At 60.3% G+C, this 22,289-nt stretch carries 18 protein-coding genes; 13 read left to right on the top strand and 5 right to left on the bottom strand.

The features are described from left to right. Positions 1-9 precede the first annotated feature (9 nt). The 6 genes from PL597_RS00975 to panB all read left to right on the top strand — a co-directional run bounded on the left by PL597_RS00975 (position 10) and on the right by panB (position 7,172). On the top strand, positions 10-1,611 hold the full coding sequence (locus PL597_RS00975; RefSeq protein WP_271364415.1) for a carboxyl transferase domain-containing protein: 1,602 nt from the start codon (positions 10-12) through the stop codon (positions 1,609-1,611). Between the two features lie 7 nt (positions 1,612-1,618). Continuing rightward, positions 1,619-3,610, top strand: a complete 1,992-nt coding sequence (locus tag PL597_RS00970) for an acetyl/propionyl/methylcrotonyl-CoA carboxylase subunit alpha (protein ID WP_269826433.1) — start codon at positions 1,619-1,621, stop codon at positions 3,608-3,610. Between the two features lies 1 nt (position 3,611). Next, positions 3,612-4,538 (top strand): hydroxymethylglutaryl-CoA lyase, encoded by a 927-nt coding sequence (locus PL597_RS00965; protein WP_269826432.1) that lies wholly within the window; start codon positions 3,612-3,614, stop codon positions 4,536-4,538. Beyond that, positions 4,528-5,298 carry an enoyl-CoA hydratase-related protein gene (locus tag PL597_RS00960; protein ID WP_142912005.1) on the top strand — a complete coding sequence of 257 codons (771 nt, stop codon included), beginning with the start codon at positions 4,528-4,530 and terminating at the stop codon, positions 5,296-5,298. The genes PL597_RS00965 and PL597_RS00960 overlap by 11 nt, the downstream gene beginning before the upstream one ends. 150 nt (positions 5,299-5,448) lie before the next feature. Then, positions 5,449-6,327 carry a pantoate--beta-alanine ligase gene (gene panC / locus PL597_RS00955; RefSeq protein WP_142912006.1) on the top strand — a complete coding sequence of 293 codons (879 nt, stop codon included), beginning with the start codon at positions 5,449-5,451 and terminating at the stop codon, positions 6,325-6,327. After that, a complete protein-coding gene (gene panB / locus PL597_RS00950) occupies positions 6,324-7,172 on the top strand; it encodes a 3-methyl-2-oxobutanoate hydroxymethyltransferase (RefSeq protein WP_271364414.1) in 849 nt (282 codons plus the stop codon). Before panC ends, panB begins: the two co-directional genes overlap by 4 nt. Positions 7,173-7,357: 185 nt before the next feature. Here the strand turns inward: panB and rhaI are convergent, their stop codons facing one another. After that, entirely contained in the window at positions 7,358-8,650 is a 1,293-nt protein-coding gene (gene rhaI / locus PL597_RS00945) for an L-rhamnose catabolism isomerase (RefSeq protein ID WP_271364413.1), read from the bottom strand. Positions 8,651-8,701: 51 nt separating this feature from the next. After that, positions 8,702-10,798, bottom strand: coding sequence for a bifunctional rhamnulose-1-phosphate aldolase/short-chain dehydrogenase (locus PL597_RS00940; protein WP_271364412.1), 2,097 nt, complete (start codon positions 10,796-10,798; stop codon positions 8,702-8,704). Positions 10,799-10,999: 201 nt separating this feature from the next. On the opposite strand from PL597_RS00940, the gene PL597_RS00935 reads away from it, so the two are divergent. From PL597_RS00935 to PL597_RS00905, 7 genes are all read left to right on the top strand, one after another. After that, positions 11,000-11,830, top strand: coding sequence for a DeoR/GlpR family DNA-binding transcription regulator (locus PL597_RS00935; RefSeq protein WP_077985127.1), 831 nt, complete (start codon positions 11,000-11,002; stop codon positions 11,828-11,830). Positions 11,831-11,877: 47 nt separating this feature from the next. After that, on the top strand, positions 11,878-12,888 hold the full coding sequence (gene rhaS / locus PL597_RS00930) for a rhamnose ABC transporter substrate-binding protein (protein ID WP_271364411.1): 1,011 nt from the start codon (positions 11,878-11,880) through the stop codon (positions 12,886-12,888). Between the two features lie 210 nt (positions 12,889-13,098). Next, positions 13,099-14,634, top strand: a complete 1,536-nt coding sequence (locus PL597_RS00925) for a sugar ABC transporter ATP-binding protein (protein WP_271364410.1) — start codon at positions 13,099-13,101, stop codon at positions 14,632-14,634. A gap of 14 nt (positions 14,635-14,648) precedes the next feature. Further along, positions 14,649-15,650, top strand: coding sequence for an ABC transporter permease (locus PL597_RS00920; RefSeq protein ID WP_269826426.1), 1,002 nt, complete (start codon positions 14,649-14,651; stop codon positions 15,648-15,650). Further along, positions 15,647-16,657, top strand: a complete 1,011-nt coding sequence (locus PL597_RS00915) for an ABC transporter permease (RefSeq protein WP_269826425.1) — start codon at positions 15,647-15,649, stop codon at positions 16,655-16,657. Before PL597_RS00920 ends, PL597_RS00915 begins: the two co-directional genes overlap by 4 nt. Positions 16,658-16,660: 3 nt before the next feature. Beyond that, positions 16,661-16,984 (top strand): L-rhamnose mutarotase, encoded by a 324-nt coding sequence (gene rhaM / locus PL597_RS00910; RefSeq protein WP_269833727.1) that lies wholly within the window; start codon positions 16,661-16,663, stop codon positions 16,982-16,984. Further along, entirely contained in the window at positions 16,981-18,372 is a 1,392-nt protein-coding gene (locus PL597_RS00905; protein WP_271364409.1) for an FGGY-family carbohydrate kinase, read from the top strand. The genes rhaM and PL597_RS00905 overlap by 4 nt, the downstream gene beginning before the upstream one ends. 44 nt (positions 18,373-18,416) lie before the next feature. Here PL597_RS00905 and PL597_RS00900 read toward each other — a convergent pair whose 3' ends face one another. From PL597_RS00900 to PL597_RS00890, 3 genes are all read right to left on the bottom strand, one after another. Beyond that, positions 18,417-19,253 (bottom strand): alpha/beta fold hydrolase, encoded by an 837-nt coding sequence (locus PL597_RS00900; protein ID WP_077985133.1) that lies wholly within the window; start codon positions 19,251-19,253, stop codon positions 18,417-18,419. A 241-nt stretch (positions 19,254-19,494) separates the two neighbouring features. Continuing rightward, the gene (locus PL597_RS00895) at positions 19,495-20,190 is read right to left on the bottom strand and encodes an FkbM family methyltransferase (protein ID WP_077985134.1); all 696 of its coding nucleotides are present in this window, start codon (positions 20,188-20,190) and stop codon (positions 19,495-19,497) included. 162 nt (positions 20,191-20,352) lie between these two features. Continuing rightward, the gene (locus tag PL597_RS00890; RefSeq protein WP_269823494.1) at positions 20,353-22,275 is read right to left on the bottom strand and encodes a putative bifunctional diguanylate cyclase/phosphodiesterase; all 1,923 of its coding nucleotides are present in this window, start codon (positions 22,273-22,275) and stop codon (positions 20,353-20,355) included. Positions 22,276-22,289: the final 14 nt, after the last annotated feature.

The following is a 22,289-nucleotide window of genomic DNA, read 5'->3' as shown; positions in this document are numbered from 1 at the left end:
GGACACAAGATGAAGCTTACATCCAGCCTGAACCGCGACCCCACCTTTGCCGCCAATGTCGATTTCATGTCAGGCTTGGTCGATGACCTGCAGCAGCACGTCGAGAAAATATTGAGAGGCGGCGGCGACAAAGCGCGTGATCGGCATCTTTCCCGCGGCAAATTGCTGGCGCGCGACCGGATCGAAGCGCTTCTCGATCCCGGCAGTTCATTTCTCGAATTCTCGCAATTTGCAGCTTACGAGGTCTATGACGAGCCGATTCCCGCCGCCGGCATTGTCACCGGCATCGGCAGGGTCTCGGGCCGCGAATGCGTCATCGTCGCCAATGATGCGACGGTGAAAGGCGGCACCTATTATCCGCTGACGGTGAAGAAACACCTGCGCGCGCAGGAAATCGCCACGGAGAACCGCCTGCCCTGCATTTACCTCGTGGATTCCGGCGGCGCGAACCTGCCCAATCAGGACGAGGTGTTTCCCGACCGCGATCATTTCGGCCGCATTTTCTATAATCAGGCCAATATGTCAGCGGAAGGCATCGCCCAGATTGCCGTGGTGATGGGCAGTTGCACGGCGGGCGGGGCCTATGTGCCTGCCATGAGCGACCAGTCCGTCATCGTCAAAAATCAGGGCACGATCTTTCTCGGCGGCCCGCCGCTGGTGAAGGCCGCAACCGGCGAGGTGGTGAGTGCGGAAGAGCTGGGCGGCGCGGATGTGCATTCCCGGCAATCCGGCGTCACCGATCATTATGCACGCGACGACCGGCACGCGCTGGCGCTGACCCGGCGGATCGTCTCCACCCTCAACCGTCGCAAACAGGTGGAGCTGGATATCCGCGAACCCGTAGAACCACTTTATCCGGCTGAGGAGCTTTATGGCGTCGTTCCCGCCGATACGCGCAAACCATTCGAAGTGCGCGAGATCATCGCCCGTCTGGTGGACGGTTCCGAATTCGATGAGTTCAAGGCGCTTTACGGCACCACGCTGGTCTGCGGTTTTGCCCACATCCACGGTTATCCTGTCGGCATCGTCGCCAATAACGGCATTCTGTTTTCGGAATCGGCACTGAAGGGCGCGCATTTCATCGAACTTTGCTGCCAGCGCAGTATCCCGCTGGTTTTCCTGCAAAACATCACGGGCTTCATGGTCGGCAAGGCCTATGAGGCGGGCGGCATCGCCAAGGACGGCGCCAAGCTCGTGACCGCTGTCGCTTCAGCCAAAGTGCCGAAATTCACCGTCATCATCGGCGGTTCCTTCGGGGCCGGCAATTACGGCATGTGCGGCCGCGCCTATTCGCCACGATTCCTGTGGATGTGGCCCAATGCCCGCATTTCGGTGATGGGCGGCGAACAGGCGGCGTCCGTCTTGGCGCAAATCCGTCGCGATGGCATCGAGGCCGATGGCCGTCACTGGTCCAAGGAAGGGGAAGAGGCCTTCAAACAGCCGATCCGGGAAAAATACGAGCGGGAGGGACATCCCTATTATGCCAGCGCCAGACTTTGGGACGATGGCATCATCGACCCGAAGGATACCCGCCTCGTGCTTGGCCTTGGCCTCTCCGCCGCGCTCAATGCACCGATTGAACCCACCCGTTTTGGCATATTCAGGATGTGAGGCGACGATGTTCTCAAAAATACTGATCGCCAACAGGGGCGAAATAGCCTGCCGTATCATCCGCACCGCCGCCAAGATGGGCATCCGCACCGTTGCCGTCTATTCGGATGCCGACCGTGACGCCATGCATGTGGCGCTGGCCGACGAGGCCATCGCCATCGGCGCGGCCCCCGCGCGGGCCTCCTATCTCGACGGCGAAAAAATCATCGCCGCCGCAAATGCCTGCGGCGCACAAGCCATTCATCCGGGTTACGGATTTCTTTCGGAAAATGCCAGCTTTGCCGAAGCCTGCGCCGCCGCCGGGCTCGTTTTCATTGGCCCGCCGGCAGCGGCAATCCGCGCCATGGGCGGGAAAAGCGAGGCAAAGGCGCTGATGGCAAAGGCCGGCGTTCCGGTCGTTCCCGGCTATCACGGTGAGGAACAGGCGCAGGAGCGATTGGGCAGCGAGGCGGACGCCATAGGTTATCCCGTTCTGCTCAAGGCCTCGGCCGGCGGCGGCGGCAAGGGCATGCGCATCGTGCGGCAGAAGCGCGACTTCGCAGCGGAGCTTGCTGGCGCAAAACGCGAAGCGCTGGCCGCTTTCGGCAATGACCGCATGCTGATCGAAAAATACCTCGAGCGGCCGCGCCATGTGGAAGTGCAGGTCTTTGCCGATGGTCATGGCAACTGTGTTTCGCTTTTCGAGCGCGACTGCTCGATCCAGCGCCGGCACCAGAAGGTCATCGAGGAAGCTCCTGCCCCCGGCCTGCCCGATGCGCTTCGCCAGCGCATGTATGAAGCGGCGGTCGCCGCCGCCCGCACCATCGATTATCGCGGCGCGGGAACGGTGGAATTCCTGCTCGACCCTTCCGGCGACTTCTATTTCATGGAAATGAATACGAGGCTGCAGGTCGAACATCCGGTCACGGAATATATTACCGGTCTCGACCTGGTCGAATGGCAGATCCGCGTCGCCAACGGAGAGGCCCTGCCGGAAGACTGGACCGGTCTTAGCATAAACGGCCATGCCATCGAGGCGCGGATTTATGCCGAGGACCCGGCGCATGATTTCCTGCCGTCGATCGGCACCATCAGCCATGTGGTTTTCCCCGATCAGGGCCCTCATGTCCGGATCGACAGCGGCATCCGCGCCGGCGACGCCATCACCGTGCATTACGATCCGATGATCGCCAAGCTGATCGTCTGGGACCGTGATCGCCCATCGGCGCTGCGGCATTTGCGGTTGGCGCTCGAAAATCTGGCGATCTGTGGCGTCACCGGCAATGCCGCCTTTCTGACGCGGCTTGCGGGACTGGCGGCCTTCGCGAACGCCGATCTCGACACCGGCTTCATCGCCCGTCACGAAGTGGCGCTGTTTGCTCCGGCAGCAACGGACGGGAACGAGATAGCCATGGCCGCGCTTGGCCTGCTGCTTGCGCGGCAGAAAAACGGAAAGCCTGATTCACAGGCAGATCCCTATAGCCCATGGAACAAGACGGCGGCCTTCCGCCTCAACGCGCCGGCAAGGGAAACGCTGTGTTTCGTCTTTGACAACCAGCCGCTTAGCGTTGGCGTCACGCATGAGGCGGATGGTTTTTCGTTTGAGATCGACGGACGGGCCATCAATGTCCATGGGGACCTCTCGGACGATGGCAAATTCAAAGCGACCGTGGACGGCAGAAAAAGGCAGGGCCATTTCTTTGCCGAGGATGGCCGTTACACTCTTTTTCTGGATGGCGAGCATTATCGCATCGACCAGCCGGATCCCGTCGATATTGCGGATGCCGCGACCCATACCGGCGGCCTGGAAGCGCCCATGCCCGGCGTCATCCGCGCCTTGCTGAGCAGCAACGGTGCTGCGGTTGAGGCCGGCGAGGCACTTGTGGTGATGGAGGCGATGAAAATGGAACACACGATCCGCGCGCCGGCGAAAGGCACCGTCACGGCCATCAATTGCATTGAGGGCGATATGGTCGCGGCCGGTGCGGTGCTGGTGGATTTCGAGCCGGAGGGCGGCTGAAATGAGCTGGCCCCGAAAGGTAAAAATCGTCGAAGTGGGCGCGCGTGACGGCTTGCAGAACGAAAGCGCCGAGGTTCCAGCCGCCATCAAGATCGAGTTGATCGAACGGCTGGCCGCAACCGGATTGGCGGCGGTGGAAGCGGGTGCTTTCGTCTCACCCAAAAAAGTGCCGAAAATGGCGGATTCGAAAGAGGTGTTCCAGGGCCTCGAAAGGCGACCCGGCACCGCCTATCCGGCGCTCGTTCCCAATATGAAAGGTTTCGAGGCTGCCCTTGATGCCGGTGTGATGGAAGTCGCCGTTTTCGTCTCCGCATCCGAAGGTTTCAGCCAGCACAATATCGGCTGCTCGCGCGCCGAAAGCCTTGAGCGCCTGCGCGATGTCGCATCAGCCGCGGCCGGCCGGAACATCCTCATGCGCGGTTACGTCTCCTGCATAGCCGGCTGCCCCTATGACGGTAAGGTTGCACAGGATGAGGTGGCGGCGATGGCCGAAGCGCTTATCGGCCTCGGCTGTTACGAAATCTCGCTCGGCGATACGATCGGCATCGGCACGGCGGACCAGATTCGCAATATCATCAAGCGGGTGTCTGCCCGCATCCCGCGTGAAAAACTCGCCATGCATTTCCACGATACCTATGGGCAGGGCGTCGCCAATGTGCTGGCCTCGCTGGATGAAGGCATCTCCGTCTTCGACAGTTCGGTCGCCGGGCTGGGCGGCTGCCCCTTTGCACCGGGCGCCAGCGGTAACGTCGCCACAGAAGACGTCGTTTATCTGCTGCAGGGGCTTGGCATTAAAACCGGTATCGACCTGTTGGCGGTGGCGAAAACCGGGGACTGGATCAGCCGGCATCTCGGTAGACCGAATGCGGCCCGCGCCGGCAAGGCACTGCTTGCGGCAAGACAGAAGGATGGCGCGCATGGCGGATGAACTGCTGAGCGAAAGGCGCAAAGGCATTCTCTGGCTGACGCTCAACCGGCCGGAGGTGCACAATGCCCTGAATGCCGCGATGACGGACGCACTGACGAGAGCCATCCGCGCGGCATCCGGTGATGGCGGCCTGCGCGCCGTGGTAATAACGGCGGCGGGAGACCGCAGCTTCTGCTCCGGGGCCGATCTGAAGGAAAGCGCCGGCGGCATGTTCCTCTCGCGGGAGGGAACCAACCCCATTGCCGATGTGATGCGCGCCATCGAGGGCTGCGACAGGCTCGTCATCGCCCGCATCAACGGCCGGGTTCTGGCCGGTGGGCTTGGCCTCGTTGCCGCCTGCGATCTCGCCTATGCCGCCGACCATGCCGAATTCGGCATGCCTGAGGTGCGCGTGGGACTTTTCCCGGCTATGGTGGCGGCAAAGCTTCTGGCGAAGATACCCCTGAGCCAGCTTCAGGAAATGGCCTATCTTGGCGCTGCGATCAACGCCGCTGATGCGGAGCGTCTCGGCCTCGTCAATCGGGCTGTCCCTTCTGCCGAACTCGATGTCGTGGTGGAAGATGTTCTCGCACGGTTGCGGCAGAATGCTCCGGGCGCCATCGCGGCCGGAAAGGCGGCGTTGCTGAAGATGCGCGATATGCCGTCCATCGAGCGGCTTGCCTTTGCCGAGAGCGTCATCGCCACGATCAGCGTCAGCGACGAGGCGCGGCAGGGGCGATTGGCTTTTGCCGAAAAAAGGAAACCGCTCTGGGTGGAGTGATCGCCGTCATCTGTCCGAACTCCGGTTCTCTCGAAAGTCGTCATAGGGTTAATCGATATAATCCCGATGCGTCCGTTGACCCTGTTCGGCAAATCGAGTTCTATCCAGCACCTTTCGCCGGGCGGCGATTGGGGAAGCCGGAGGAGACCCATGCAGCTTGTAAAAACCGTCGCCGAATTGCGGGACGCCACCGCCGACTTTCGCCGTGCGGGCAAAACCATCGGCTTCGTGCCGACCATGGGCTTTCTCCATATCGGCCATCTGACGCTCGTTGCCCAATCCAAGGCGGAAAACGACGTGACAGTGGTTTCGATCTTCGTTAACCCATTGCAATTCGGTGCGAATGAGGATCTCGCCCGTTACCCCCGCGATCTTACCCGCGACAGCGCATTGCTGGAAGAGGCGGGCATCGACATTCTTTTCGCACCGGAAGTCTCCGAGATGTATCCGCGCCCGATGCAGACCGTGGTGGATGTGTCCGAACTGGGAAACCAGTTGGAAGGCGCGGTGCGGCCGGGGCATTTCGCCGGTGTTGCGACCGTCGTGACCAAGCTTTTTAATCTCGTTCAGCCGAACGCGGCCTATTTCGGCGAGAAGGATTACCAGCAGGTAACGCTGATCCGCCGCATGGTCGAGGACCTTGCCCAACCTGTCAGGGTCGTTCCCGTCGCCACCGTGCGCGAGGCGGACGGGCTGGCCTGCTCCTCACGGAATGTCTATCTTAACCCCGCACAACGCGCCGCAGCCGTGATCGTGCCGCGCGCGCTGGACGAAGCGGAACGGCTTTATGGCGAGGGCTTCGACGACCCTGCCGCATTCGAGACGGCCATAGAAAAATTCATCGCCGCCGAGCCGCTGGCCTCACCGGAAGTCGTCGCGGTGCGCGATCCCGATACGCTCGCCCCCGTTGCTTCGTTGCAGGCGGGACCAGTGCTGGTGGCGCTATTCGTGCGCCTGGGCAGCACGAGGCTCCTCGACAACCGTGTCATCGGGCGCGACAGGATCAATCAACGGGAGGCTGTCGAATGAGCGCCCATGGCAAACATAAGCGGCTGACGACGGCCTCCATCCGACAGATGAAAGGCGAGGCGCGCATCGTCTGCCTGACCGCCTATACCACGCCGATTGCCCGCCTGCTCGATCCGCATTGCGATCTGCTCCTGGTCGGCGATTCCCTCGGCATGGTGCTTTACGGAATGGACACGACGGTCGGCGTCACGCTGGACATGATGATCGCCCATGGCCGCGCCGTCATGCGCGGCGTCGAGCATGCCTGCGTCATCGTCGATCTTCCCTTCGGCACCTATCAGGAATCGAAGGAACAGGCGTTCCGCAATGCCGTGCGGCTGATGCAGGAAACCGGCTGCGACGGCGTGAAGCTGGAAGGCGGCGAGGAAATGGCGGAAACCATCGCCTTTCTGGTCGCCCGCGGCATTCCGGTGTTCGGTCATGTCGGGCTGATGCCGCAGCTCGTCCACACCGCCGGCGGCTTCCGCTCGCTCGGACATTCGGATGCGGAAACGCAGAAGATCTGGCGCGATGCGATTGCGGTCGATCAGGCCGGCGCCTTCGCCATCGTCGTGGAAGGCACCGTCGAGCCGCTGGCTCGCGATTTGACGGAAAAACTTGCCGTCCCCACCATCGGCATCGGCGCATCGCCGGCCTGTGACGGACAGGTGCTGGTTTCCGACGACATGCTCGGCCTGTTTTCCGATTTCAAACCGAAATTCGTGAAACGCTACGCCGATCTCGGCACGGCGGCTTCAGAAGCGGCGGCGGCTTATGCTGATGAGGTGCGCTCCGGTGCATTTCCAGGGCCGGAGCATACGTTTAAGGTGCGCAAGCCGTCCCGTTCTGGGGGCGAGAAGGCTTGACCGGACCCCTATGGCAGCCTTGCCTGCACCTATCCTCCGTTATCCTCGGGCTTGACCCGAGGATCCATGGCGCAACGGGTGGTGGATCCTCGGGTCAAGCCCGAGGATGACGGGGGAGAGGTGCAGGCAAGGCATTAGCTATCTCCGCCTGCTCTCAGCCTTTGCACACCTCATAAATCAAACGACTAAACAATACCCCCGCTACCGCCAACCGAAGCCGGGCGCTTCGCCGCAACATGGCTGCGATAGCCGCTCGCACGATAAGTCGCGACCGGATCGATAGCACCGCCCGTCAATTGCCGCGCCTGCGCAAGGATCGGCTCGACATCGGTGCGGTAGGCCCGCTTCAGCACATCGGAAGCCATCAGCGCATCATTATCCTGCTGGTAACCGTCGAGAGCGATGCGATCCACCAGCAATGCCTGCGCATAGGCGCGGCGGATTTCGTTGGCGCTGGAGATCAGGCTTTCGATGGGGTCCGTCACATTATGCGACTGGTCGATCATATGGGCGGGATGGAAACCCTTCACGCCGCGATGTTCGGCGTCCACCAGCTCGTTGAAGACGAGGAACAGACGGTAGGGCTCGATCGAACCGGCATCCAGATCGTCATCGCCATATTTGCTGTCATTGAAATGGAAACCGCCGAGCTTGCCGAACTGGATCAGCCGGGCGACGATCATCTCGATGTTGGTGTTGGGCGCATGATGGCCGAGATCGACGAGGCAAAAGGCCTTTTCGCCGAGCGTGTTGGCGATGAGGTAATTGGTGCCCCAGTCCTGCACGACGGTGGAATAAAAGGCCGGCTCATACATCTTGTGTTCGGAGAAGATGCGCCAGTCATCCGGCAGCGCCTTGTAGATATCGGCCATGGCCGCGAGATAACGTTCGAAACTTCTGGTGAAATTGCTCTGGCCGGGGAAATTGGAGCCATCGCCCACCCACACCGTTAGCGCCTTGGAGCCGATGGCATTACCGATTTCGATACATTCGATATTGTGCTCGACGGCCTGCCGGCGCGTCGCGGCATCCGTATGGCTCAGCGAGCCGTATTTGTAGGAGTGGCTCTGGCCCGGCGCATCTGAAAAGGTGTTGGAATTCATGGCGTCGAAGCCGAGGCCGAGCGCATCGGCATGGGCCTTCAGCCGCTTCGGATCTTCCTTATCCCACGGAATATGCAGCGAGACATTGGGCGTCGCCCGCGTCAGCTGGTTGATGACGGCGCAATCGTCCAGCTTGTCGAAAATGCCGCGTGGCTCGCCCGCGCCCGGGAAACGGGCAAAACGTGTACCGCCCGTGCCGACGCCCCAGGACGGCACGGCGACGAAAAATTCCGCCACCTTGGCCGTAACTGCATCGATGTCGATGTTGCGGCGCGCTAGCTGGTTGCCCAGCGCCTGATAGTCGTCTTTCTGTGCGCCGGCGCGCTTTTCGTTTTCCTCCGCGATGACATCGGCGGCGATCTTCGTTTCGGTCATTTTTTCCTCCCCGGCCAACGCGACGTGATCGCCGCCTATGACCGTCCCTTATTATCGCGTAAAACTCTGCGCATTGCCGGCATCGACATTGATGATGTTGCCGGTCGACTTGGCCGAAGCGTCGGACGCCAGGAAGTAGATCGCCTCGGCGATATCTTCCGGGAAGACATTGAGCTTCAGCATCGAGCGCTTGCGGTAATGTTCTTCGAGATCGGTCACCTCGATCTTGGACGACGCCGCCCGCTGCTCACGCCACTCGCCATTCCAGATTTTCGAACCGCGCAACACGGCATCGGGATTGACGGTGTTGACGCGAATGCCCGCTTCCGCCCCTTCGAGCGCAAGGCAACGGGCGAGATGAATTTCCGCCGCCTTCGCCGTGCAATAGGCCGATGCATTGGGTGAAGAGGCAAGGCCATTCTTGGAAGCGACAAAAACGACGTTGCCGCCGAGATTCTGTCGCCGCAGCAGCCGGAATGCTTCTCGCGAAACGAGGAAATAGCCTGTCGCGAGGATGTCGATATTCTTGTTCCACATGGCAAGCGTCGTATCTTCCACCGGGGCGGAAGAAGCGATGCCGGCATTGGAAACGAGGATATCCACGCCGCCGAATTCCACGCTCGCTTCCGCAAAGGCGGAAATGACCGCATCTTCCTGCGTCACGTCAAGTTTGACGGTGCGCACCGCATCATCGCTGTAGCGCTTGACGAAATCGCCCTTGGCGGCTTCCAGCGCCGCCTCGTCAATATCCGCCAGAACCACGCAGGCACCCTCACCCGCCAGCCGTTCCGCCGTTGCCCGGCCGATGCCGCCAGCGCCGCCGGTGACGAAGGCGACACGGCCGGCAAGGCTTTTCGGCTTCGGCATCCGTTGCAGCTTTGCTTCTTCCAGCAGCCAATATTCGATATCGAAGGCTTCCTGCTCGGGAAGACCCTGATATTCCGATACGGTGGACGCCCCGCGCATGACGTTGATGGCGTTGACATAAAATTCACCGGCAATGCGTGCGGTCGCCTTGTCTTTAGCGAAGGACAACATGCCCACGCCAGGGATGAGGAATATCACCGGGTTCGGATCGCGCATCTTGGGCGAATTATCATGGCGGCAGGTTTCATAGTAGCGCGTATAATCCGCGCGGTAAGCCTCCAGCGCCGCGTCGAGACCAGCCGTCAGCGCATCGACATCGGGATTTGCGGTATCGAGGTTGAGGATCAGCGGGCGGATTTTCGTGCGCAGAAAGTGATCCGGGCAGGATGTGCCAAGGTTGCCAAGCGGCTTCAGTTCCTTTGAATTGACGAATTCCAGGACAGCATCCTGATCGTCAAAATGGCCGAGCTTGCGTTCCTCGCGGCCGATGCGGCCACGGATTTCCGGCATCAACCGGGCGGCGATGGCGCGGCGTTCGGCAACCGGCAGGCTTTTGGCCACGGCACCGCCGAAGATCACCTTGCCTTCGGTCTTTCCTGCAAACCATTCGATCGCCTTATTGATAATGGCGAGCGTCAGTTCGTAACATGCCTTGGCGTCGTTATCCCAGGTGAAGAGGCCATGGCTTTCGAGCACGACGCCTTTCGCCTTGGGATTGGCCTTGACGAAGGCTTCCAGATCGAGACCGAGCTGGAAACCGGGACGACGCCAGGGAAGCCAGCCGATATCATCGCCAAAGATCTGCTGCGTCAGTTCCTTCGAATTCTTCGAGGCGGCAATCGCGATGATCGCATCCGGATGCATATGATCGACATGATCATAGGGCACGAAACCGTGCAGCGGCGTATCGATGGAGGCCGCGCGCGGGTTGAGGTTGAAGGTGCAGTGCGGCAAAAAGCCAACCATGCGGTCCTCATCTTCGACACCCTTGTAGATGCCCTTCAGCGCTTCCAGCTTCTCGAGATAAAGGGTCGCGAAGCCATCGAGCTTGATGGTGCCGACATCGCCGCCGGAGCCCTTCACCCACATGACACGGACCTTTTCGCCCGTCAGCGGGTCAGTCTCAAGCACCTTTGCCGATGTGTTGCCGCCACCATAATTGGTGATGCGCTTGTCGGCACCGAGCAGATTGGAGCGATAAAGCAGCTTGCCGGGCTCATCGAGCGTTCTGGCGTAGGCGTCGTCCCAACGGCTTTCGAGAAGGCGGGATGTTCCCGTCATGTGTTCCTCCCAATATCTGTCTGCATTCGCGAAGCCGATATCGGCCCGCCTCCTTTGACGGCAGATATCGCGCATTCAAAAGGACAATGTCAATCAAAAACGATCATAAATCTTCATGTTGCAGCGCGATATTGATTAATTTGATCGTTCTTGATTGACAACGTAAAGAGATTGCGAATAAATCAGCGTCAGGAGGATCTCATGCACGAACGCGAACGCCACCGCATCATCTTGAGCGCCACACAGGAAAAAGCTGTCGTGACGGTGCAGGATATTGCCGAACTGACGGATGCGTCGGAAGCGACGATCCGCAGGGATATTGCGTCTTTGCATGTGCAGGGCAAGTTGCGGCGCGTGCGCGGCGGAGCGGAAGCGGTGCATCCGCCGCAGCTTGGCAATCTCGCCGCACGGCCGTTCCGTGTTTCCGAATCGGTCAATATCGATAAGAAACGCGCAATTGCGCGCAAAGCGGTCGATCTCTGCAATGATGGCGACGCGATCATCCTGAATGGCGGCACGACCACGTTCCAGATGGTGCATTACATGGCGGCGCGTCGCCTGCAGGTGATGACCAATTCCTTTGCCATCGCCGAGCATCTGGTCAAACACTCCAAGTGCAACGTCAATGTGCCGGGCGGCGCGATCTATCGCGATCAGAGCCTCATCCTCTCGCCCTTCGAAAATGACGCTATCCGCAATTTTTATGCGCGACGGATTTTTCTCGGCGCGCAGGGCGTGGGCGCTCTTGGCATCATGGAGTCCGACGCGTTGGTGATCCAGAGCGAACAGAAGCTGATGCGGCAGGCGGAAGAGCTGATCGTGATGGTCGATTCCTCGAAATTCAGAAAACGCTCCAGCCTGATTTTATGCCCGCTCGAAAACGTCACGACCATCATCACCGATGACGGGATTTCGGACGAAGCGGCAAGGATGGTGGAAAATGCCGGCGTGGAATTGCTGATCGCCGGGGCGGTGGGGGATGGCAAGACGGCCAACCCGCCTGATGGAGAGGATTCCTCTTCGGTCGCTTGAGGAAGCACCGAAGAGAGGAACAGGTTCAAAACGGGAGGAAAAGGAACATGAAACTTACACGCAGAACATTGACGAGCGTCCTGGCACTTAGCGCGGCGCTATCCGTTGCGGGTCTTGGCGGCGTTGCCCAGGCAGCCGACGTCAAGATCGCACTGGTGGTCAAATCGCTCGGCAACGGCTTTTTCGAAGCCGCCAACAAGGGTGCCGAAGAGGCCGCGAAAGACCTTGGCGGCGTGCAGATCATCTATACAGGCCCGACCAGCACCACGGCGGAAGGCCAGATCGAAGTGATCAATTCGCTGATCGCGCAGGGTGTGGACGCCATCGCCATTTCCGCCAATGACCCGGACGCCGTGGTTCCGGCGCTGAAGAAGGCCGCGCAGCGCGGTATCAAAGTCATTTCCTGGGATTCAGGCGTGGCGCCTGAAGGCCGCATTCTCCAGCTCAACCCGTCCTCCAACGCGCTGATCGGCAAGATGTGCCTGCAGCTCGCCGCGGCACATCTCGAAGGCGGCAAGGGCGATTTCGCCATTCTTTCGGCCACCACCACCTCCACGAACCAGAATATCTGGATCGACGAGATGAAAAAGCAGCTGAAGGACTTTCCCGGCCTCAACCTCGTCACCACGGTCTACGGTGACGACCTCGCCGACAAGAGCTATCGCGAAGCGCAGGGACTGCTCTCCTCGCAACCGAACGTTAAGGTCATCGTCGCTCCGACGACGGTCGGCGTTCTCGCCGCTTCGCAGGCCGTCAAGGATGCGGGCAAGATCGGTCAGGTCTTCGTGACGGGCCTTGGTCTGCCGTCTGAAATGGCCGGTGCCATCAAGTCGGGCGCGACCAAGGAATTCGCGATCTGGAACCCGATCGACCTCGGTTATTCCGCCACCCAGATCGCCTATCGCCTGGTGAAGGGCGAAACCGATGGCAAACCGGGCTCGGAAATCGAGGCAGGTCGCATGGGCAAGATCAAGGTTGGCGAAAACAGCGAAGCGGCCATGGCCGATCCGTTTGTTTATGACGCGAAGAATATCGATCAGTTCTCGAAGATTTTCTGATCTTGAGAAGTGACGGCAGTGCGTGGAGGGCACCCCCCTCTGCCCTGCCGGGCATCTCCCCCTCAAGGGGGGAGATCGATGTGCCGCACCCGCTCGATCCATAAGGCAGGGTGCTATCCGCTTGCCGATCTCCCCCTTGAGGGGGAGATGCCCGGCAGGGCAGAGGGGGGTGCCCCTCGCGGCTTCATCAAAACAGACCGGTAAGACGGAATGATGCGTGCTGAAACCCAAACCATAAACATCTCAGAGGCTTCCAGCGCCGTTCCCATTCTGGAAATGCGCGGCATCAGCCAGATATTCCCCGGCGTGAAAGCGCTTGATGGCGTCGATATCGCGCTATACCCCGGCAAGGTCACCGCGCTGATCGGCGAGAACGGTGCGGGTAAATCCACGCTCGTCAAAATCCTTACTGGCATCTATCGCCCGAACGAAGGCGAAATCCTTCTCGATGGCCAGCCCGTCCATTTTCACAGCGCACAGGACGCCATCGATGCCGGCGTCACCGCCATTCATCAGGAAACCGTGCTGTTCGACGAGCTTTCCGTCGGCGAGAACATCTTCCTCGGCCATGCGCCGAAAGGTCGTTTCGGTCTGATCGACTGGAAGACCATCAACACGCGCGCCAGAACCCTGCTGGAACAACTGGAAAGCACCATCGATCCGACGATCCGGCTGAAGGACCTGTCCATCGCCCAGCGCCATCTGGTCGCCATCGCCCGCGCGCTTTCGGTCGAGGCGCGCATCGTCATCATGGACGAACCGACGGCCGCCCTTTCCCGCAAGGAAATCGACGATCTCTTCCGCATCGTCGAGAACCTCAAGCGGCAGGGCAAGGCGATCCTCTTCATCAGCCACAAGTTCGATGAAGTCTATGAGATCGCCGAGAATTATGCCGTGTTCCGCGACGGAAAAATGGTCGGCGCTGGCACGCTTGCCACCACCCCGCAAGATGAAATCGTGCGGTTGATGGTTGGCCGCGACGTGACGAATGCCTTTCCCAAACAGACCGTCACGCTGGGGTCAACTGTTTTGTCAGTTCGCGACTATTCGCACCAGACGGAATTCCGCGATATTTCGCTCAATCTGCGCAAGGGTGAAATTCTCGGTCTTTACGGGCTGATCGGCGCCGGGCGCTCTGAACTCTGCCAGTCGCTGTTCGGCATCACCCGCCCGGCTTCGGGAGAGGTAATGCTGAACGGCCAGCCGCTCACCATCCGCTCGCCGGAAGATGCGATACGCGCCGGCATCGTTTATGTGCCGGAAGAGCGCGGCCGCCACGGGCTGGCGCTCGATATGCCGATCTATCAGAACATGTCGCTGCCCTCTCTCACCCGCACCTCGCGCAAGGGGTTTCTGGCCGCCGCCAATGAATTCGCGCTGGCGCGCAAATATGCCGCGCGGCTTGATCTGCGCGCCACCGCGCTTTCGGTGCCTGTTGGCACGCTTTCGGGCGGCAACCAACAGAAGGTGGTGATCGGCAAGTGGCTCGCCACCCAGCCGAAGGTCATCATACTCGATGAACCGACCAAGGGCATCGATATCGGCTCCAAGGCCGCCGTGCATGGCTTCATCAGCGAGCTTGCCGCCGAAGGCCTGTCCATCATCATGATTTCATCCGAACTTCCCGAAATCCTCGGCATGTCCGACCGCGCCATCGTCATGCGCGAAGGCCTGATGGCGGGCCAGTTCGACCGCGCCGATTTTTCTCCGGAAAAGCTGGTGCGCGCCGCCACCGGCAATGCCTGAGAGGGGCCAAGAACATGCAACGTCTACTCAAAAATCGCGAATGGCTGCTGGCGGGCATCATCATCGTCATGATTGCGGGCTTTGCCCTGCGCGCGCCCGGCTTCGGCCGGCCCGGCAATCTCGTCAATATTTTCAATGATACGTCGATCCTCATCATCCTGGCGCTTGGCCAGATGGCGGTCATTCTCACCAAATCCATAGACCTCTCCGTCGCCGCCAATCTCGCCTTCACCGGCATGGCGGTGGCGATGACCAATGCCGCCTTTCCGGGTATTCCCCTGCCGCTACTCATTGTCATGGCGGTCGGCATCGGCGCGTTTCTGGGTTCCATCAACGGCATACTCGTCTGGTGGCTTGGCATTCCGCCTATTGTCGTGACGCTCGGCACGCTCACCATCTATCGCGGCATGGCTTTCGTGCTGTCGGGCGGCGGCTGGGTGAATGCGCATCAGTTTTCGCCGACCTTCCTCAATGTGCCGCGCACGATGGTCCTCGGCATGCCGGTTCTGTCCTGGGTGGCCATTCTCATCATCGCCGGAGCCTGGCTGGTGCTGACACGCAGCTCCTTCGGCCGTTCCGCCTACGCCTCCGGCGGCAATCCGGGTGCTGCGGTCTATGCGGGCATCGATGTCGGCCGCACCCGCTTCTTCGCCTTCGTCCTGTCGGGGGCGCTCGCCGGTCTTGCCAGCTATCTCTGGGTGTCGCGCTACGCCGTTGCTTATGTGGATATCGCCGCCGGCTTCGAGCTGGACAGCGTGGCAGCCAACGTCATCGGCGGCATCTCGATTGCGGGCGGCATCGGCTCGGTGGCGGGTGCTGTGCTCGGCGCGCTGTTCCTCGGCGTCATCAAGAACGCGCTGCCCGTCATCGGCATTTCACCCTTCGCGCAAATGGCGATATCAGGCGTGGTCATCGTGCTCGCCGTCGTCTTCAATGCCCGCGCCGAAGCCAGAAAAGGCCGTATCATCCTGCGCGACCGGGCCGCAGCAGACCATGGCAAGGAAGCATCCGCATGAGCACGAATTCCCAACCGTCACAGGCACCGCGCGTCATTCCCGACAAACTCGGCACGCCGCTCAGCCGTATCATGGCCAGCTGGGAAGTGTTGCTGCTTGGTGTCGCGATCCTCATCTTCATCGCCAATTCGCTCGCCTCGCCCTATTTCCTCAACGCCTGGAATCTCTCCGACGCGACCTTCAACTTCACTGAAAAGGCGATCATCGCCTTTGCCATGGCGCTTCTGATCATCGCCGGTGAAATCGACCTGTCAGTCGCCGCCATCATCGCGCTTACTTCCACCGCCATGGGTGCGGCGGTGCAGATGGGGGTCGGCACATCAGGCCTCGTCGCCATCGGCATCGGCACCGGGCTATTGTGCGGGGCTTTCAACGGCTTTCTGGTCGCGGGGCTCAAGCTGCCCTCCATCGTCGTCACCATCGGCACCATGAGCCTGTTTCGCGGCATTTCCTATATGGTGCTGGGTGATCAGGCCTATGGCAAATATCCGGCGGATTTCGCCTATTTCGGTCAGGGCTACGTGTTCTGGGTGATCTCCTTCGAATTCGTGCTGTTCATCGTCATGGCCGTCCTCTTCGCCATTCTGCTGCACGCCACCAATTTCGGCCGGCAGGTCTATGTCATCGGCACCAATCCCTTCGCCGCGCGCTTTTCCGGCATTCCCGTCGAGCGCGTGAAGTTCATCCTCTTCCTCCTGACCGGCCTGATGAGCGGCATCGCCGCCGTCTGCCTCACCTCGCGGCTCGGTTCCACCCGCCCGTCAATCGCTCAGGGGTGGGAGCTTGAGGTGGTGACCATGGTGGTGCTGGGTGGCGTGTCTATCCTCGGCGGTTCCGGCACCATTGCGGGCGTCGTCATCGCCGCCTTCGTCATGGGCCTCGTCACTTTCGGGCTGGGGCTTCTGAACGTGCCCGGCATCGTCATGTCGATCTTCGTCGGCCTGCTGCTCATCATCACCATCGCCATCCCCATCGTCGTCCGACGCCTTCGAGCCATGAGAAATTAAGCCATGCCGGAACTCGAAAAACACGCCTTCAAGATGAAACTCTTTGCCGGAAAAGAGGCCGAATATAAAAAGCGCCACGACCAGATATGGCCGGAGCTGGTGGCGCTGCTGCACGAGGCGGGGGTCCGCGACTACTCCATCCATCTCGACCCGGAAACCAACATTCTGTTCGGCGTGCTGACGCGCCCGAAAAACCACGGCATGGCGGCCTTGCCCGACCACCCCGTGATGAAGAAATGGTGGGCGCATATGGCCGACATCATGGAGAGCAATCCCGACAATTCGCCCGTTGCAATAGACCTGGTGACGGTGTTCCATCTGCCATGAGCGACAGCACCAAACCGAACCGGGTCGCGGTCATCGATATCGGCAAGACCAATGCCAAGGTGGTCGTCATCGACACCGGCAGCGGCGAGGAAATTGCCGGCGAGAAGCGGACGAATCCCGTTCTTCGCGAAGGCCCCTACCCGCACTACGATGTGGAGATGCTCTGGCACTTCATTCTTGCCGCGCTTCAACGGTTTGGCCACGAGCCGGGTTTTGATGCGATTTCCATCACCACCCATGGCGCTTCAGCAGCACTTCTCGATGGAAACGGCGACCTCGCCATGCCCGTGCTCGATTACGAGCATGTCTACCCCGAACCCGTTCAGGAGGCCTATCGCGAGATCAGGCCCGATTTCGTAGAGACTGGCTCGCCGCAGCTTCCTGCGGGACTGAACCTCGGCGCACAAATCCATTTCCAGAAAACCACCTTTCCGGACGAGTTCGCCAGGGTGCGCGACATCGTTACTTACCCGCAATATTGGGCAGGACGACTGACGGGCATTCAGGCAACCGAAACCACCTCGCTTGGTTGCCACACGGACCTATGGAACCCACGCTTGAAGAGCTTTTCATCGCTGGTCGAGCGTCTCGGCATCGAGCATTTGATGGCGCCTGTCCGCTCCGCTTTCGATGTGCTGGGCACGATCCGCCCATTGCTGGCGCAGGAAACCGGGCTGTCACCTGATATGCCGGTCTATTGCGGCATCCACGATTCCAACGCGTCGCTCCTGCCGCATCTACTTCGCCGCGACGGCGATTTTTCCGTCGTCTCAACCGGCACCTGGGTGGTGAATTTCGCCATTGGCGGGAAGGCGGATGCGCTGGATCCCAGCCGCGATACGCTTTTGAATGTCGATGCCCTCGGGCGACCCGTTCCTTCCTCCCGCTTCATGGGTGGCAGGGAATATGAGATGCTGGCGCAGCAATTCGGAGCAGAGACAATCGACGAGATTGACGCCGCGCTCGGCGGGGTTATCGAAAAAGGAATGATGCTGCTGCCGAGCGTCGTCAGCGGCTCCGGCCCCTTTCCGGAAAACGCGGCACGCTGGATCGCCGATAGCGATGCAACGGGGGCGGAGCGACATGCGACTGCCTCGCTCTATCTCGCCCTGATGACGGAATTCTGCCTTTCGCTCGTCGAGCGAAGGGGGCCGATTGTCGTCGAAGGACCCTTCGCCGGAAACACGCTCTATTTGAAGGCACTCGCCGCTTTTGCCACAACCGACGTCATTGCCATGGAAGGCTCAACGGGGACCAGTGCGGGTGCTGCGCTGCTCACCGGTATCAAGCCGGGTGCCGGTCGAGAGCGTCATTTCACGGCGGGGGATTTCCCGGAGCTGACTTCCTATCGCACCGCCTGGCGGGGCCATCTCACCTTGCCCAAATAGAAATGCGGCCGAGTGATCGGCCGCATTCTGATGTCGGAAAAGTATCAGCCCTTAATGAAGGCCAGCAGGTCGGCATTCAGCACGTCGGCGTTGACGGTCAGCATGCCGTGCGAGAAGCCGGGATAGGTCTTCAGCGTGCCGTTTTTCAGAAGCTTCACCGACTTGTGAGCCGAGTCGGCGATCGGCACGATCTGATCGTCTTCACCGTGCAGAACCAGCGTCGGAACGCTGATATTCTTCAGGTCTTCGGTCTGGTCGGTTTCCGAGAAGGCCTTGATCCCGTCATAATGGGCCTTCGCGCCGCCCATCATGCCCTGACGCCACCAGTTCTGGATAACACCTTCATGCACGGTCGCGCCATCGCGGTTGAAGCCATAGAACGGGCCGGCCGGTACGTCACGGAAGAACTGGGCGCGGTTTGCGGCAAGCGCAGAGCGGAAGCCGTCAAATACTTCCATCGGCAGGCCTTCCGGATTGGCCTCGGTCTTGAGCATCAGCGGCGGCACGGCGGAAACGAGAACCGCCTTGGCGACGCGGCCGGCGGGTTCGCCATGTTTTGCGACATAACGGGCCACTTCGCCGCCGCCGGTGGAATGGCCGATATGGACGGCGTTCTTCAGATCGAGCGCCTCCACGACGGCAAAGGCGTCGGCGGCATAGTGGTCCATGTCATGACCGTCAGCAACCTGGGCGGAACGGCCATGGCCACGGCGGTCATGGGCGACGACGCGAAAACCCTTGGAGAGGAAAAACAGCATCTGCGCATCCCAGTCATCTGAACTGAGCGGCCAGCCATGGTGGAACATGATCGGCTGGGCGTCCTTCGGGCCCCAGTCCTTGTAGAAGATTTCGGTTCCGTCTGTCGTCTTAACAAAGCCCATGATCGTTACTCCTTCGGTTGCGTTGGCATCTCCGGTGCATCCTTTTGTGCGCCGGTTTGATGGAGGGATGATGACGCAGGATAACGGTTGCTACAATTGCAACAATAATTGGGAATGAATTGCTGTTTATGAAATTATCGTGGCGTACCGATTACGATACGCGCATCGACCCGCTCCGCGCCCTCATGCAAATGTGAGAACGGAGAGGACAGGCGGACGGTTCCGTGAATTCGGCGCGGTCTCAGTCCACCTCGGGATCGTATTCCCTCGGGCTTTCGTCCTTCGAGAACAGGACGCAGGGCCCACGTGAGCCCCGGGGATCATAGGCATATCCCTTCGCGGTCAGCGCCTGCATGATATCGCGAACTCCGGCAAGACCGTAAAGATGGTCGTGCAGTTCCACGAATATCCGCTCCACACCGGAGAGGTCGGCCCTGCCGAGCAGATCGCGTTCCGCACCCTCGATATCCATAACGAGCGCGGTGATGCCCCGGCTGGCGATAAATTCGTCGATATTGGCGGAGGAAATTTCGATGCGCTTTTCATAGGGACCCTGATTTTCGTCCATGGACGACATCCAGAGATCCCTGCGGACGTAAAAAGGATAGGAGCTCGGCTCATCGGCGGTGAGAAGCCCCTGCGAAAACACGACATTGCCGCGGCAATTGGCCTTGATCACCCGCTCTGCCAGCGCCGCGGTGGAGGGGTTGGCCTCGAAGGCCCAGACGGAAACATCCTCGATGCCGGCAATGATCGAGGTGATGATCCCAATACCGGAGCCGAGCTCCAGCACCCGATCGCCGGGCTTGATGGCTTTCAGGACGCTGCGGGCCTCTTTCGCCTCATAGCTGCCGTCGGTCAGCGCCTGCCAGATGACCGGCGACACCTCATCGGAAGAGAGAGGAAGGGCAATTCCATGCACGTCCAGTATTTCCATGTCTCAAGCCTTTTCGCAAAACTCGGCCGCTTTGCCGCAATGATCCCATATCGACCGGGAATGCTCTACAGCATCGTTGCGGCAACCGGTATCGGTTTTCGCAAGCAACACTATGACGTGGTAAAAAATCCAAGATACGGTCGCCGCCAAAACAGGCGCGCCTCAGACGGAACTCCAGGCCACAAGCTCCTTGGCCGGCAACGGTCTGCTGATCAGATATCCCTGAACCTGATCGCAACCCAGACGCCTGACACATTCATATTGCTCTTCCGTCTCGATACCTTCCGCAATCGTCGTCATCCGCAGACTGCGGCCGACGCCGACCACGAATTCCACGATCGCCAGCGCGTCGCGGTCGCTGGTGATATCGCGCAGGAACGAGCGGTCGATCTTGATCTTGTCGAAAGGCACGCCGCGCAGATTGGCGAGCGATGAATAACCTGTCCCGAAATCATCCATGGCGATCTGGATGCCGACGGCTTTCAGCCGTGAAAGCGTGTTGATCGTCTGGTCGCTCTTGTTGAGCAGGATCGATTCAGTGATTTCAAGTTCGAGCCGGCTGGCTTCCAGCCCGCTTTTCTCAAGCGCGCCCATGACGTTCTGGATGAGGCTGGTGCTGTGGAACTGGACTGGCGACAGATTGACCGCCACTTTCATGTCCTCGTCCCAGCCCATCGCCTCGCGGCAGGCGGTTTCCATCACCCATTTTCCGAGCGAATGGATGAGGCCGGTTCTTTCCGCAACGGGAATGAACACGCTGGGCGGCACATCGCCCCGCACCGGATGTTTCCATCGCAGCAGCGCCTCGAAGCCGCAAAGCTTGCGTGTCTGCGTCGCCACCTGCGGCTGGTAATAGACTTCCATCTCGTCGTTCTGCAGCGCGGTCTGCAAGTCAGCCTCGAAGGACTTTTTCTCGGTCAGCTGCTTCTGCATGCGGACCTTGAAGACACTCGCCCGGCCGGGGCCGATGGCTTTCGCCTCATAAAGCGCCAGATCCGCGCGCTTGAACAATTCATCCGCGTCGACGGCGCCGTGCGATATGGCGATGCCGATGCAGGTGCCGATTTTGACCTCCTGCTCGCCAAGCTGGTAGGTGCGGCTGATCTGGTCGATAAGCCTGTTGGCGATGCGGCGGGCGGCATCCTCGTTCAGATCGTCGGAGACGACGGCGAATTCGTCACCGCCCAGACGGCAGACCATATCATAATCGCCTCCGATGCCGGACAGGCGCTGCGCCACGGCCTGAAGCAGGGCATCGCCAGCGTCATGGCCGAGCGTATCGTTGACGTCCTTGAACCCGTCCAGATCGAGCAGAAGGATGGCTGTCGTTCCAGTCCCGCCGAAGGATCGACGCAATCTCTCGATCAACTCCCGCCGGAAAAGCGCGCGGTTCGGCAGTCCCGTCAGCGCGTCGTGATAGGCGTCATGTTCGAGCCGGACATTCTTGGCCTGCAATTCCAGCGTGGCGGCACGCAGATCGTCCGTCAGACCACGCATGCTTTTCTGCGCCCGGTTCAGGAGATCGTTTTGGCGGAGCAGCAATATGACAAGCGCGATACCACACAGTATAAGGCCGCCGGCCAGCGCCGTATAAACGATATGCAGCTTGCGCACATCCTCATGGGCGGTGTCGATAAGGTTGACGTCAAAAGCGACGGAAGACGAGGCGAGCGTCGTCATCGGCGCGTCGAGCGCGCTCATCGCGGAAAGAATATCCGGAACCTCGGCCGGATTGAGATCGCTCATCCGCTGCTCAAGATGGACCAGAACCGCATCAAGATGGGTTACGAGATCCCGCCACTGCTGTTTCTCATTGATGAAGGCGCCCAGATTTCCCTGTTTCAGAAGCTCCAGACGGCTCAGCATAATATCCAGACGCAACTGCAGTTCGTCCCGATCAATCTTGCCGGGGTCAAGGGCGAATACGGCCAGCTTGTTCTGGAGACGCAGATATTCTGCAACCGTCTGGCTGACGGCCCAGGAATCATTGTAGCGGGCGAATTTCTGCAGAGCAGTCTGCCGCTCGGCAATGACGAAAGCGATATAGCCCGTTGCCAGGACGAAGCAACAGATGATCACCGCCACAAGTTTTCGCAAAC

The sequence above is a fragment of the Agrobacterium sp. ST15.13.013 genome, from assembly GCF_027956525.1.
GTDB lineage: Bacteria > Pseudomonadota > Alphaproteobacteria > Rhizobiales > Rhizobiaceae > Agrobacterium > Agrobacterium salinitolerans.
Note: the sequence above shows the minus strand (reverse complement) of the source record. Positions and strands in the feature narration are given on the sequence as shown.